Here is a 13,938-nt window from a genome sequence, read left to right as displayed (position 1 = left end):
CCCGCAGATGACCCCCGCCCAGCACACGGAGCCCGCACCGTCGGAGTCCGCCGCGGCGACGATCGCCGGACTCCGCGCCCGCCCCCGGCGTACGGTCCTGGCCGTCCCCGGCAGCAGCGTCAAGATGATCGACAAGGCCCGCGGGTTGCCGGTGGACGAGGTGTTCCTCGACCTCGAGGACGCCGTGGCGGGCCCGGCCAAGGAGCAGGCGCGCGAGAACGTCGTCGACGCACTCACCAGCGGTGACTTCGCCGCTCCGACCGTCGTGGTGAGGGTGAACGCCTGGGACACCGAGTACACCGTCCGGGACGTCACGGAGGTTGTCGGCAGGGCGGGCGCCCACGTCGACGCGCTCCTCCTGCCCAAGGCGCGGTCGGGTGCAGAGGTCCGGGCACTCGATCTGGTGCTCACCCAGGTGGAGAAGGCGGCGGGACTGCCGGTCGGGCACATCGGTATCGAGCCCCAGATCGAGGACGCGCTCGGGCTCACCAACATCGACGAGATCGCCGCCGCGAGCGCGCGGGTCCTCACGCTGGTGTTCGGTCCCGCGGACTTCATGGCCTCGATCGGCATGCGCACCCTCACCGTCGGGGAGCAGCCGGAGGGGTACGCGCCGGGCGACGCCTACCACCACGTTCTGCTGAGTATCCTCGTCTCCGCCCGGGCGCACGGGCTCCAGGCGATCGACGGGCCGTTCCTCAAGGTGCGGGACGTGGAGGGCTTCCGCAGGGCGGCGGCCCGCACCGCGGCACTGGGCTTCGACGGCAAGTGGGTCCTGCATCCCGCCCAGGTGGACGCGGGAAACGAGGTGTTCAGCCCGCGTCAGGACGAGTTCGACAAGGCGGAGGGGATCCTCGCCGCCTACGCCCACTCGACGTCAGAGGAGGGCGGGGCCCGTGGCGCGGTGATGTTCGGCGACGAGATGCTCGACGAGGCCAGCCGTAAGATGGCGCTGGTCGTCTCCGCACGGGGACGGGCAGCGGGGATGACGACGACGGCCGCCCGAGAGACCGATCCGAACGGGTCGGCGACGGAAGGATCGATGTGATGACCACTCCGGTTTCACCGACCGGCCGGCGTGGGCGCGGGCAGACGCCCGGGTTGCCCACGCCCCCCACCGGGTGGGTCGTGGGTTCCTACCCCACCTACGCGCAGGCCCAGGCGGCCGTGGACCACCTCGCGGACGAGGAGTTCCCCGTCCACGAGGTGACGATCGTGGGCGTGGACCTCATGCAGGTCGAACGTGTCACCGGCCGGCTGACCTGGCCCAAGATCCTGCTCGGCGGACTGGCGACCGGCGCGTGGCTCGGCCTGTTCGTGGGCCTGCTGGTCGGCATCTTCACCCAACCGATGTGGGGAGTCGTCCTCACCGGACTGATCGGTGGTTCGGTGTTCGGTGTGGTCTCCGCCTCCCTGTCCTACGCCGCGACACGGGGAAAGCGCGACTTCGCATCGACCTCTCAGCTGGTCGCCGGACGGTACGACATCCTGTGCGAGCCCGCGAACGCCGAGAAGGTCCGCGACGAACTCGCACGCCTCGGCCTCAAGTGACGCTCCCGGGAGGCCGCTCCGATGCGTCGTCCGTCCTGACAGCGGTCCGCGAGCATCTCATCGCGCATCTCGGCCCCGAGCCGCAGGAGGCGTCGGTGACCTTCCTGGGGGCGGCACCGATCCGGGTCCTGCGCTTCGTGGACATCGAGTCGGGACTGGTGCGATACGCCTCGCTGGGATGCTCGGCCGACCCGATGGGGGATCCGTCCGCGCTCGTCCCCGACCCGACCGCGCCGCGGGCCGAGCTCTCCCTGGCGTTGCGAGGTGGTGTGGACGGGCTCGTCCGAGCCCTCGCCGTGCTCGCGGCCGCCCCGGCGGTGGAGGGCCTGGTGCTGTCGGAGGGCGCTCTCATCGACCTCGGGGAGCCACTGTGGCCGGGCGCGGCGTTCACCGCCGTCGTGCTCCGTGCGCCGGAGATCCCTGACGTCGAGTTGGGCGGTGAGGCCGCATCGGTGCGGATCTTCCGAGCGGTCCCGGTGACGCACACCGAGGCGGCCTGGGTCCGGCTCAAGGGCGCGGGGGAGCTGGAAGACGCGTGGGCCGAGGCCGGGATCGACGTGACCGATCCGGCGCGCCGCGCGGTGAATCCGGGTCTGACCCGCTGACTACAGCCAGCGGTTCCTGCGGAAGAGCAGGAACAGCCCGGTGCAGGCGGCGAGCATGACCCCGAGCACCAGGTAGTAGCCGTGCTCGGAACGCAGTTCGGGCATGTTGGTGAAGTTCATGCCGTAGATCCCGGCGATCATCGTGGGCACGACCGCGATCGCCACCCACGCGGAGATCCGCCGCATGTCGGTGTTCTGCTGCACCCCGATCATCGCCATAGCCGCGTTGACCAATGAGGTGATCTGCTCGTCGAGGGTCGTGACCTCCGCGGTGACCTGGCTGTGGTGGTCGTGGACGTCGCGGAAGTAGTGCCGGATCTCGGCGGGGATCAGGTCGAGGTGCTCGACCGCCAGGCGCCTCAATGGGAGGGCCAGGGGAGCGATGTCGTGCTTGAGCTCAAGCAGCTCACGTTTGAGCAGGTAGATCTGTTCGATGTCGACACGTGTGCGTGGGGCGAAGACCGCGGTCTCCAGGTCGTCGACGTCCCCACTCATCCCCTCGGCCACCTCGAGGTAGCTGTCCACCACGCGGTCGGCCACGGCGTGCATCACCGTCGACGGCCCCCGGAGCAGCCTCTCGGGCGCGTCCTCGAGCTCCGCGCGGATGTCGGCGAGACCGGTGAAGTCCCCGTGACGGACGGTCACCACGAAATCGCGGCCCAGGACCACCATCACCTCCCCGGTGGAGACGATGTCGTCGGTCTCGGTGATCGACTCGTGCTCGAGGTATCTGACCGTCGACATGTTGAGAACCAGGGAGTCGTCGTAGGCCTCCAGTTTGGGCCGCTGACGTCCGCTGGTGGCGTCCTCGGAGATCAGCTCGTGGAGACCGAACTCCCTCGCCAGCGCCTCCATCTGGCGGGCGTCCGGGGCGTGGAGGCCGACCCACACGAAACCCCGTCCGGTCTCGCGTACGTGCCGGATCGCGGCCCGGTGGGTGAAGCGCCCCTGGACACGGACGCCGTCGACGTAGACGCCGCAGTCGACCTCCGCGCGCTCGGTGGGAACGGTCAACCGGGTGTGTGGCGGAAAGGGGGTGGCCGTCTCGCCCCGCCGTCCTCGGATACTCGGCACCAGCGCCCCCTCACTCGTCACCACGACACTATCCGGCGCCGGGCCTCGGCACGATGGGCGTTAAGGTTCTGCTGGGAGACTGGCGGACAGGTGTCGCACGACCGGGTGCGGACGTGGTGAGGAAGGACGTGGTCGTGTGCGGCGGACGGGGGACCGGGCCGGGGTGCGGGCGCTGGCGATCGCCGGGGCTGCGGTGGTGGCACTGACCGGATGCCAGGCGCAGTCGACGATCGTCCCCGCCCACGAGTCCGATCCGGTCGTGGTGATCGAGACCGCATCCTTCGGTGAGGCCGAGGTCATCGGCCACATCTACGGCAACGCCCTGTTGAGATCGGGCTCCCGGGTCACGTTGCGTCCACAGTCCGGAGACCAGGACGAGGTCCTCGAGTCGGTGACGGCGGGAGACGCCACGTTCACCATCGGGTTCACCGGGGAGTTGCTCCGCGCGTTCGATCCGGGCTCCACCGTCGTCGAGTCGGACGAGGTGTACACCGCGATGATGGCCGCCCTCCCCGAGGGGGTCACCGCGGCCGACCCGGCTGCCGCCGAGGACGCCCCCGTCTACGTGGTGACCCGGCACACGTCGGAGACGCGCGGTCTGCGGACCATGTCCGACCTCGCCGGACGGTGCGGGGAGTTCACGCTGGGCGCACGCCAGGAGGCGCTCGCGGACCGCGAGCTCGCCACCGCGGTGGGTGGTACCTACGACTGCGGGTTCGGGCGGAGGGTGGCGCTGGGCCCGAACCCGCGCGCGGTGTTCGAGGCACTGCGGGCAGGTGAGATCGGCGTGGGGTTGGTCCAGTCGACCGACCCGGTCCTGCATCCCGACGACATGGTGCCGCTGGACGACGACGAGGACGCGATCCTGGCCCAACACGTCGTCCCGGTGTTCCGCAAGGGCTCACTATCGGAGGACCAACTCGCGCTGGTCAACCGGATCAGCGGTGAGCTGACCACGGAGGACGTGAGGGAACTGCTGCTCGGGGTGGAGTTCGGCACCTCCACCCCCACCGATCTCGCCAACTACTGGCTCGACTCGCACGACTACTGAGCCCCGACGCACGGATCCGGCCCGGACGCACGAATCCCGCCCCGACGCACGAATCCGCCACCCCTGGTCGGATCCGCTACCCGAATCGGGTACCGGATCCTGCGGTGGGGTAGCGGATTCGGACGATCGGACCGGGGGGCGCGGAAGCCCGCGCCTACCCCGTGGCCGTGATCAGGAGAACGCCTCGTCCACGAGTGCCTTTTGCTCGACCGCGTGGACCTTGCTCAGGCCGGTCGACGTGGCGGCCATGGCCCGTCGAGAGACCCGCTTGAGCGGCGGGAACTCCGGGATGACCTCCGGCAGGTTGAGTGCGAGGAAGCTCCATGCGCCCTGGTTGGCCGGCTCCTCCTGCACCCATCGGACCTCGGTGAGGTTCGGGTAGTGGCTGAGTGCCTCGCGGAGACGACGGAACGGGATCGGGTGGATCTGCTCGAGCCGGACGATCGCGACGTCGTCGTGACCTTCCTTCTCCTGTCGGGCCGCCAACTCGTAATAGAGCTTGCCCGAGACCAGGAGCATGGTCTTGACCTTCTCCGGGTCCTTGCCACCGTCGACGAAGGTGGGATCGTCGAGCACCGAGCGGAACTTGCCCGAGGTGAAGTCCGCGAGGGCGCTGACGGCCTTCTTGTTCCGCAGCATCGACTTGGGGGTGAAGACGATCTGGGGGCGCTTGATGCCGTCGGTGGCGTGGCGGCGCATGAGGTGGAAGTAGTTCGCCGGGGTCGACGGTTGGGCGACCGTCATCGACCCCTCGGCGCACAACTGCAAGAACCGCTCCATGCGGCCCGAGGTGTGGTCCGGGCCCATGCCCTCGTGGCCGTGCGGCAGGAGCAGGGTGACCGAGGACTTCTGACCCCACTTGGCCTCACCAGAGGAGATGTACTCGTCGATGATGGTCTGGGCACCGTTGACGAAGTCGCCGAACTGCGCCTCCCACAGGACCAGCGCCTCCGGGTCGCCCACGGAGTAGCCGTACTCGAACCCGACACCGGCGTACTCGGTGAGCGCGGAGTTCCACACCTCGAACCGGCCGTCGGCCTCGTCGAGGTTCTGCAGCGGCGAGTAGGGCTCGGCGGTGGTCTTGTCGACCACCACCACGTGCCGCTGCGTGAAGGTGCCACGCTGCGAGTCCTGGCCGGCCAGGCGAACGGTCCGGCCCTCCATGACGAGCGAACCGATCGCCAGCAATTCGGCGAACGCCCAGTCGATGTTCCCGTTGTAGGCCATCTTCTGGCGCGCCTCGTAGACCGGCTTGACACGCGAGTGGATGTGGAAGTCCTCGGGCAGGTTGCCGAAGGCGTCGCCGATCGCGTGGATGACCGACTCGTCGACCGCGGTCACCAGACGCTTGGGCAGCGGCTGGTTCGGCAGGATCGACTCGGATGCCTTGACCGGGTGCTTCTCGAGTTCGCGGACCTCGTTGAAGACCCGCTCGAGCTGGCCCTGGAAGTCGCGCAGGGCGTTCTCGGCCTCCTTCTCGGTGATGTCACCGCGACCGACGAGATCGTCGGTGTAGGACTGGCGGACGCTCTTCTTGCCGTCGATCACCTCGTACATCCGGGGCTGCGTCATCGACGGGTCGTCGGCCTCGTTGTGACCGCGGCGGCGGTAGCAGACGAGGTCGATCACCACGTCCTTCTTGAACTGCTGGCGGAAGTCCATCGCCAGCCGCGCCACCCGCACACACGCCTCCGGGTCGTCACCGTTGACGTGGAAGATCGGGGCGCCGATCATCTTGGCGACGTCCGTGGAGTACTGGCTGGACCGACCGGCCTCGGGGGCGGTGGTGAATCCGATCTGGTTGTTGACGACGATGTGGATCGTCCCGCCGGTGCGGTAACCGTCGATCTGTGACAGGTTGAGCGTCTCCGCCACCACCCCCTGGCCCGCGAACGCCGCGTCGCCGTGGAGCATGAGTGGGACGACCGGGTACTCGGCACGCCACTCCGGGTCCTCGATGAGATCCTGCTTGGCCCGCACGATCCCCTCCAGGACGGGGTCGACGGCCTCGAGGTGTGACGGATTGGCGGTGAGCGAGACCTTGATCTCGTTCTCCCCGAACATCTGGTACTGGATGCCCTCGGCGCCGAGGTGGTACTTGACGTCACCCGAGCCGTGGGCGGCAGAGGGGTCCATGTTGCCCTCGAACTCGGTGAAGATCTGCCGGTAGGGCTTGCCCACGATGTTGGCCAGGACGTTCAGGCGGCCGCGGTGCGGCATGCCGATCACGACCTCGTCGAGCGCGAACTCGGCGGCCTCGTCGATGACCGCATCCATCATCGGGATGACCGACTCGGCGCCCTCCAGTGAGAAGCGCTTCTGGCCGACGTACTTGGTCTGCAGGAAGGTCTCGAACGCCTCCGCCGCGTTGACCTTGGACAGGATGTATTTCTGCTCGGCGACCGTCGGCTTGTCGTCGACGCCCTCGAGCCGTTCCTGGATCCACTGGCGTTGTTCGTTCTCGAGGATGTGGGTGTACTCGATGCCGATCTTGCGGCAGTACGCCGCGCGCAGCGCAGACAGGACGTCGCGCAGGCGCATCTTGTCCTTGCCGACGAACCCGCCCACGGAGAACTTGCGGTCCAGGTCCCAGAGCGTCAACTCGTGGGAGTTGACGTCGAGGTCCGGGTGGAAGGTCCGGCGACGCTTGGCGTGCCTCCCGTCCAGGGGGTCGATATCGGCCATGAGGTGGCCGCGGTCGCGGTAGGCCGCGATCAGCTCGAGGACCCGGGCGTCCTTGTCCACGCGCGGGTCGGTGATGTCCTGACGCCACCGGACGGGCTCGTAGGGGATGCCGAGGACGTCGAAGATCTCGTCGTAGAACTCGTCGGCGAGCAAGAGACGGTGGATCTCGCGGAGGAACTCCCCGGATTCCGCACCCTGGATGATCCGGTGGTCGTAGGTCGAGGTGAGGGTGGTGATCTTGCCGATGGCGTTGTTGGCCAGCTGCTCGTCGCTGGCACCCTGGAACTCGGCCGGGTACTCCATCGCCCCGACACCGAGGATCGTGCCCTGCCCCACGGTCAGTCGCGGCACAGAGTGGACGGTGCCGATCCCACCGGGGTTCGTCAGCGAGATGGTGACCCCCGAGAAGTCCTCCATCGTCAGCTTGCCGATGCGGGCGCGGGAGACGATGTCCTCGTAGGCGTCGAGGAAGCCGCGGAAGGTCAGTTCCTCGCAGTTCCTGATGGCGGCCACGACCAGGGTGCGCCCCGCCTTGGTCTTCATGTCGATGGCCAGGCCGAGGTTGATCCCGTTCGGGGTCACGACGTTGGGCTTGCCGTCGACCTCCTCGAAGTGGTTGTTCATGTTCGGGTAGGACTTGATCGCCTGCACCATCGCGTACCCGATGAGGTGGGTGAAGGAGATCTTGCCGCCGTGCGTCCGCTTGAGGTGGTTGTTGATGACGACGCGGTTGTCGATCATGAGCTTGGCCGGAATCGCACGGACCGAGGTGGCCGTGGGCAACGTCAGCGACGCGTTCATGTTCTTGACGATCGCGCCTGCCGGGCCGCGCAGGACCTTGTTCTCTGCTTCCTCGGGCGGCGTGTACTCGGGCCGCGTGGTCCGCTTGGCGGCGGGTGCCTCCGACTTGCCACGCGAGCTCGGCGTCCGCGCGGGGGCCGGCACACCCCGCCCGCGTGCCTTGCTCTTCGGGGAGCTCTCGGCCGTGGGCTTGGCGGCCACGTCCTCGGCTGACGACTCGGGAGACATGTCCGCGACGGTCAGCTCCGAGGTCTTCTGGGTGTTCGCGTCGGGGGTGGCGTTGTCGCCCCCGGACTTCTCGGAGGAGACCTTCTTGCCGCTCTTGCCGGCACTCTTCTTCTCTCCACCGGTCTTGCCACCACTAGTTTTCCCACCAGTCCGTGCGTCACCCCCGTCCGCAGCCGGACCGGCACCGGACGAGCCGTTCGACGCACTCCGACCGCTGACGGCCGCGGCCCCGGGGTTCGCGTCGAAGAACTCGTGCCAGGACTTATCCACGGAGGACGGGTCCTTGGAGAACCGCTCGTACATCTCGTCGACGAGCCACTGGTTCTGTCCGAACTGTGAGACGGTGTTGCTCACGATGTTGTGGTGCCTTCCTGATCTGTGGTGGGTTTCACACGCAATGAACCCAGGCTAGACCTTCCGCGCGTTCTCGGCCTTCCGATCTCACCTGACAGGGGGATGCGGTGCACCGGGCGCACGGGGGTCAGGTCGCGGGCCAGCTGTCCGGAGGGGTCCCGAAGGTGGTCGCCGCAGCCTTCACGACGGTCCGACCCAGCCTCCGGTTGCCCCATCCTCCCACCGCCGCGCCGATACCCGCGGGAGCCAGCTTGCCCATGGCGAGGGTCGCCCGCTTGACCGCGAACTTCCGGGCGAACCGGGACACCATCCGGCGATTGACCTCCTTCAGCCCCGGGAGACCCAGCGACCTGCCGGCGAGCGACCCGCCGGCGGAGGCCCCGCCGCTCGTGCTGACCGCGTTGGCCAGGATCGCGGTGCCCGACGCACCGAGCATGACAGTCATCACCAGCAGTTCCTCGTGCTCGCCGACCCTCACGTCCACGCCGTGCACCTCCGCGACGGCCAGGGTGTAGAACGCGGCGGCCTCGATGAACACCAGGGACTCGGCACCGATCGCGCCGAACGCGATGATGGTGCCCACCCCGGGGACGGCCGCCGTGGCGCCCACGGCGGCGCCGGACGCGGTGACGGCGGCCAGGAAGCGGGAGTCGAGCCGTTCGCGGATGCGCGCGGGACTCTCATCGGGATGGTTCTCGCGGAGCTTGCGGACGTAGGCGCGCGCCGCCCCGGCCTGGCTCCGTATCGCCCTCCGGAGGGCCCCTGTGGCGATTCCGGCGAGCGGACCGGAGACGTCGGTGTCGGCGGGGACGCGTTCTGGCACGGGATCTCCTCGAGGGTGTTCACGACAGGGTCGGCTGCCCTTGTCCGTCACTCCACGGTACGGAGGATCACGTGGTCCCGCCTCCTACGGGAGGACCTGTTCGGTGTACTGGTTCGCGAAGACCCGGTCCGGGTCCAGTCGGTCCCGCACGGAGACGAAGTCGCCGAAGTGCCGCACGGTGTCGGACAGGTCGGATGCGGTCCGGGTGTGCATCTTCCCCCAGTGGGGTCGACCGTCCGCGGCGAGGAAGATCTCCTCGGCCGATCGGAAGAGCTCGGTGTGGTCCATCAGGTGGAACTGGTGGACCGCGATGTAGCAGACGTCCCGGTGGTGGGCGGTCGACATCCAGACGTCGTCCGCGGCGGCGAACCGCACCTCGACGGGGAACGGCGTGACGATGCCGGAGCGGTCGATCATGTCGCGCAGGTCCCTCAACACCGCCGCGGCCGCGGCCACCGGCACCGCGTACTCCATCTCGCGGAAGCGGACCCGCCGTGAGGAGGCGAAGACCCGGTAGCTGCGATCTGTGTATGTGCGGGCCGACATCGCCCGGGCGGCGAGGCGGTTGATCCGAGGTGTCATCGACGGCCGGCGGGCGGCCGTCCGGCACAACGCACCGAACGCCTCGTTGGCCAGGAACTCGTCGCCCACGAGCTCGCGGACCCGTCCCAGCGGCCGCAGGTCGGCGTCGCCCGGTAGACGGGTGTGGCGTTTGACGGTGACGGCATCGGTGTGGGGGAACCAGAAGAACTCCGCGTGGTCGGCCGAGCCCGCGAAGCCCTCGAGATCGGCGAGCGCGGCGGTCAGGGTCCACGGGTGCTCCTCGGCGCTCAGCGCGAACGCCGGTACACAGTGGATCGTCATCTTGGTGATGATCCCGATCGCACCGATCCCGAGTCGCGCCGCCTCGAACACCTCCGGGTTCGACTCTCGCGAACAGTTCAGGACGGAACCGTCGGCGATGACCAGCTGCAGACCGACGACGGTGGCCGGCAGGCCGACAGCGTGACGGCCCGTGCCGTGGGTCCCCGTCGACACGGCGCCGGCGAGCGACTGTTCCGCGAAATCCCCGAGATTCGGTTGCGCGAGTCCCAGGTCCCACAGCAGGGGGCCGAGCCGGTGCAGTCGCGTGCCCGCCCAGACGGTCACGTCCGCCCCGTCGACGTGCCCGTCGGGGCCGCGGGTCGGGACGATCGACTCGATCCCGGTCAGATCGTCGAGTGAGATCAGGACCCCGTCCGTCGCCGCGGCCGGGGTGAAGGAATGTCCGGCGCCCACGCACTTGACCCTGGTGCCCCGGTCCGCGGCGGTGGTCACGATGTCCGTGACCTCCGCGACGGTCGTGGGGTCGGACCGGCCGGACGGCGAGGCGATGACGTTTCCGGCCCAGTTCTGCCACGGTGTGGTCGAGGTCGTCATGGCTGCCGAGATTACCCCCCGCATGAACATCGAAGGGGGCCAACCTGGACGACAGACCTGACCGCAGGGCGGCACCCGGTGCGATCCGGGGATGAAGTGCGCCGGCCGCAGGGTCGTCGTCGTACCATGGGCGGGTGACCAGACGCCTCCCATCCGATCAGCGCAGAGCGCAGCTCCTCCGGGCCGCCCTGGAGATCGCCGAACATGACGGTTTGGGCGCGGTGACCGTCCGCGGCGTCGCGGAGCGGGCCGGCGTCTCCCTCGGTGTCGTCCATTACTGCTACACGGATAAAGAAGAGCTCCTCCGCGAGGTGATCGGCGCGGTCAACTCCGAGGTGCACCAGGCGGCCAGGGCGTTCATCAACGTCGACTTCGACTCGGGCGCCCTGGGCAGAGAGGGGCTGCGACGGAGGTTGTACGAGGCCATCGACCTCATCTGGGCCGTCATCTCCGCCTCTCCCGACCGGCAGCTCCTCACCTACGAGATCGTCTCCTACTCGCTTCGCACGTACGGGACACCCGAGATCGGCCTAGCCCGTCACCAGCAGGAGTCCAACGAGGAGATCATCCGCTCGGTGCTCGGGCGGACCGCCCAGTCCGCGGGTATGCGCTGGGGAATGGGCCTCGACGACATGGTCCGTGTCGTGGAGGCCACGGTTGCCGGCATCGGTCTGCGCTGGCAGATCTGCCGGGACGACGACGAGGCGATCGCCCTGCTCCACCGGGCGGTCGACCTCGTGGTGGCGGACGCGCATCCGATCGACGGTGAGTAGGCCGGTGTCCGGGCGCGGCACCGACGCCGTGGACTCCGTGGACACTGCAACCGCCGCACTGGACGCGCCGCTCGCCGCGCTCCACCTGCCGACCCTGCGGGCGAATCTGGCAGACCTCCGGCGACGAGCAGGCGGGACGCGGATCCGGATCGCCAGCAAGTCCGTCAGGTCGCGCGGGGTGCTCGAGGAGGCCCTCGGTCCGGGGCTCCGGGGTGACGACTCGGTCCGCGGCATCATGGCCTACTCGCTCACCGAGGCCCTGTGGCTCGTGGACGCGGGGTGCGACGACGTCCTGCTCGGGTACCCCACGGTCGACCGTGCGGCGCTCGCGCGGCTGGGGACGGATCCGGCCGCGCTCGACGCGGTGACCCTGATGGTCGACGACGAACGCCAGCTGGAGATCGCCCGCGAGTCGGGTGCCGCGGGTGCGAGGGTGTGCGTCGACGTGGACGCCTCGCTCCGGTTCGGTCCCCTGCACCTGGGCGTCAGGCGGTCACCGCTGCGGGGCCCCGCCGACGTCGAGCCGCTGGTCCGTCGAGCCGTGGCCACGGGGTTCCGGGTGGTCGGGGTGATGTTCTACGAGGCACAGGTCGCCGGCGTCCCCGACGACGTCAGGGGTATCGGCGTGGTCAAGACACTGTCCATGCGCCGTCTGCTCGGGATCCGGGGGGCCGTCGCCGGAGTGGTCGCCGACGTCACCGGTGAGCGACCGGAGATCGTCAACTCGGGTGGGTCCGGTTCGATCGCCGAGAGCGCCGCGGACCCCGCCGTCACCGAGGTGACCGCCGGATCGGGTCTCTTCGTCCCCGGGTTGTTCGACCGCTACCGGTCCTTCACGCCGCGGCCCTCGCTGTTCTTCGCCCTCCCGGCGGTCCGGACCCCGGCTCGTGGCCTGACGACCTTCCTCTACGGGGGGTACGTGGCCTCCGGGGTGCCGGGGCCGGATCGGCTGCCCGTCCCCGTCCGCCCCGCGGGGTTGCGTTACCTGGGTAGGGAGGGCGCCGGGGAGGTGCAGACCCCCGTGCGTGGGGAGGTGGCGATAGGCGACCGCGCCTGGTGGCGCCACGCCAAGGCGGGGGAGGTCTGCGAGCGGTTCGACACGATCCACGTGGTGGACGAGACTGCACAGGGACCAGCGGTGGTGGATCGCTGGCCCACCTACCGTGGGGAAGGGATGTGCTTCGGATGACGGACACCGTGCCGATGACCGACGAGATGCGGGAGCTCCTGTACTCCGAGGCCGTCTCGATCACAGCTGACCTGGTGTCCATCGACTCGACCAACACGGGCGACGCCGCCACGATCGGCGACGGAGAGACCCGCGTGTGCCGACGCATCGCGGAGTACCTGGACGAGGTGGGGATCCCGAGCGAGCTGGTGGAGTCCGTGCCCGGTCGCGGAAGTCTGTTCGCCCGCGTCGAGGGGTCGGACCCGGCCGCCGGCGGACTGGTCGTGCACGGACACGTCGATGTGGTGCCCGCGGTCGCCGAGGACTGGACGGTCCCGCCGTTCGCGGGCGAGATCCGCGACGGCTGGCTCTACGGCCGTGGAACGGTGGACATGAAGAACATGATCGGCATGATGCTGGCCGTCGTGCGTCACTACCGCCGTGAGGGCATCGTCCCGCGCAGACCCCTGTTGCTCGCCTTCTTCGCCGACGAGGAAGCCGCCGGGACGATGGGGGCGCAGTGGGTGGTGCGGGAACGTCCCGACATCTTCGACGGTATGACCCACGCACTCAGCGAGGTCGGGGGGTGGTCCGTACCCGTGGCGGGTCGGCGGCTCTACCCGATCGCGGTCGCGGAGAAGGGCGTCGCCTGGGCGCGGGTGAGCGCGAAGGGTGCTGCGGCCCACGCGTCCCGCCCGACCTCGGACAACGCGGTCGCGGCGATCGCGGGTGCCGTCCACAGGGTCGCGAGTCGGCATTTCCCCGTCGCACCCACAGAGGCCAACACAGCCCTCGCCGCGGCGGTCGGAGAGATCGCCGGGTCGAGCGGAGACGTCGCGGACCTGCCCGCGCACCTCGACGTGCTCGGGCACTTCGGCCCGCTGGTCGAGGCGTCGCTCTCGCACACCGCCTCACCGACCGTCCTGTCCGCCGGGTACAAGACCAACGTCATCCCCTCCGAAGCGTTCGCCGAGATCGACTGCCGAGTCCTGCCCGGTGGTGAGGAGACCTTCCGCGCGGAGATCGAGGACGAGCTCGGACCCGACGTGGCGGTCGACTGGATCTGGCAGCCGCCGATCGCCGCGCCCGCCGACGACCCGCTGGTCTCGGTCATCCGGGAGGCGGTCCGCGAGTCGGACCCCGGCTCCCTCGTCGTGCCGTACCTCCTGCCGGCGAGCACGGACAACAAACACCTCGCACCGCTGGGGATCCACGGCTACGGCTTCGTCCCGCTGCGGGTGCCGGACGAGTTCGACGTCTTCGGCCACTTCCACGCCGTCGACGAGAGAGTCCCCGTCGACGCGCTCCACTTCGGCGCCGACGTTCTGACCCGTGTGCTCCGGTCGGCGTGAGGGGTCCGTTCTCGGGTAGCCGGACCGCGCAGCCGCGAACACCGCTACCCGCAG

At 69.3% G+C, this 13,938-nt stretch carries 11 protein-coding genes; 7 read left to right on the top strand and 4 right to left on the bottom strand.

Annotated elements, in window-relative coordinates; all coding sequences use genetic code 11:
- The first annotated feature begins 7 nt into the window (after positions 1 to 7).
- The 3 genes from ABIE38_RS06135 to ABIE38_RS06125 are packed head-to-tail and all read left to right on the top strand — an operon-like array spanning position 8 to position 2,156.
- Entirely contained in the window at positions 8 to 1,048 is a 1,041-nt protein-coding gene (locus tag ABIE38_RS06135) for an HpcH/HpaI aldolase/citrate lyase family protein (RefSeq protein WP_354054501.1), read from the top strand.
- Positions 1,048 to 1,551 carry a general stress protein gene (locus ABIE38_RS06130; RefSeq protein WP_354054499.1) on the top strand — a complete coding sequence of 168 codons (504 nt, stop codon included), beginning with the start codon at positions 1,048 to 1,050 and terminating at the stop codon, positions 1,549 to 1,551. Before ABIE38_RS06135 ends, ABIE38_RS06130 begins: the two co-directional genes overlap by 1 nt.
- The gene (locus ABIE38_RS06125; RefSeq protein ID WP_354054497.1) at positions 1,548 to 2,156 is read left to right on the top strand and encodes a suppressor of fused domain protein; all 609 of its coding nucleotides are present in this window, start codon (positions 1,548 to 1,550) and stop codon (positions 2,154 to 2,156) included. The genes ABIE38_RS06130 and ABIE38_RS06125 overlap by 4 nt, the downstream gene beginning before the upstream one ends.
- Here the strand turns inward: ABIE38_RS06125 and ABIE38_RS06120 are convergent, their stop codons facing one another.
- Entirely contained in the window at positions 2,157 to 3,230 is a 1,074-nt protein-coding gene (locus ABIE38_RS06120) for a magnesium and cobalt transport protein CorA (protein WP_502914735.1), read from the bottom strand. It lies immediately after the preceding gene.
- A gap of 136 nt (positions 3,231 to 3,366) precedes the next feature.
- Here ABIE38_RS06120 and ABIE38_RS06115 point away from each other — a divergent pair, with 136 nt between their 5' ends.
- The gene (locus ABIE38_RS06115; RefSeq protein ID WP_354054493.1) at positions 3,367 to 4,281 is read left to right on the top strand and encodes a glycine betaine ABC transporter substrate-binding protein; all 915 of its coding nucleotides are present in this window, start codon (positions 3,367 to 3,369) and stop codon (positions 4,279 to 4,281) included.
- 171 nt (positions 4,282 to 4,452) lie between these two features.
- Here ABIE38_RS06115 and ABIE38_RS06110 read toward each other — a convergent pair whose 3' ends face one another.
- The 3 genes from ABIE38_RS06110 to ABIE38_RS06100 form a co-directional block, all read right to left on the bottom strand.
- On the bottom strand, positions 4,453 to 8,349 hold the full coding sequence (locus tag ABIE38_RS06110; protein ID WP_354054491.1) for a multifunctional oxoglutarate decarboxylase/oxoglutarate dehydrogenase thiamine pyrophosphate-binding subunit/dihydrolipoyllysine-residue succinyltransferase subunit: 3,897 nt from the start codon (positions 8,347 to 8,349) through the stop codon (positions 4,453 to 4,455).
- Between the two features lie 127 nt (positions 8,350 to 8,476).
- Complete coding sequence (locus tag ABIE38_RS06105) at positions 8,477 to 9,172, bottom strand: YbdD/YjiX family protein (RefSeq protein ID WP_354054489.1); 696 nt, start codon at positions 9,170 to 9,172, stop codon at positions 8,477 to 8,479.
- Between the two features lie 84 nt (positions 9,173 to 9,256).
- The gene (locus ABIE38_RS06100) at positions 9,257 to 10,591 is read right to left on the bottom strand and encodes a D-arabinono-1,4-lactone oxidase (protein ID WP_354054488.1); all 1,335 of its coding nucleotides are present in this window, start codon (positions 10,589 to 10,591) and stop codon (positions 9,257 to 9,259) included.
- A gap of 134 nt (positions 10,592 to 10,725) precedes the next feature.
- Here ABIE38_RS06100 and ABIE38_RS06095 point away from each other — a divergent pair, with 134 nt between their 5' ends.
- The 3 genes from ABIE38_RS06095 to ABIE38_RS06085 are packed head-to-tail and all read left to right on the top strand — an operon-like array spanning position 10,726 to position 13,884.
- Positions 10,726 to 11,364 (top strand): TetR/AcrR family transcriptional regulator, encoded by a 639-nt coding sequence (locus tag ABIE38_RS06095; protein ID WP_354054486.1) that lies wholly within the window; start codon positions 10,726 to 10,728, stop codon positions 11,362 to 11,364.
- 37 nt (positions 11,365 to 11,401) lie between these two features.
- Positions 11,402 to 12,553, top strand: a complete 1,152-nt coding sequence (locus tag ABIE38_RS06090) for a type III PLP-dependent enzyme domain-containing protein (protein ID WP_502914723.1) — start codon at positions 11,402 to 11,404, stop codon at positions 12,551 to 12,553.
- Positions 12,550 to 13,884 (top strand): M20/M25/M40 family metallo-hydrolase, encoded by a 1,335-nt coding sequence (locus tag ABIE38_RS06085; RefSeq protein ID WP_354054484.1) that lies wholly within the window; start codon positions 12,550 to 12,552, stop codon positions 13,882 to 13,884. The genes ABIE38_RS06090 and ABIE38_RS06085 overlap by 4 nt, the downstream gene beginning before the upstream one ends.
- The last annotated feature ends 54 nt before the right edge of the window (positions 13,885 to 13,938 follow it).

The sequence above is a fragment of the Dietzia sp. 2505 genome (assembly GCF_040546785.1).
In the GTDB taxonomy this organism is placed as follows: domain Bacteria; phylum Actinomycetota; class Actinomycetes; order Mycobacteriales; family Mycobacteriaceae; genus Dietzia.
This window is presented reverse-complemented; position numbering and strand designations above follow the sequence as displayed.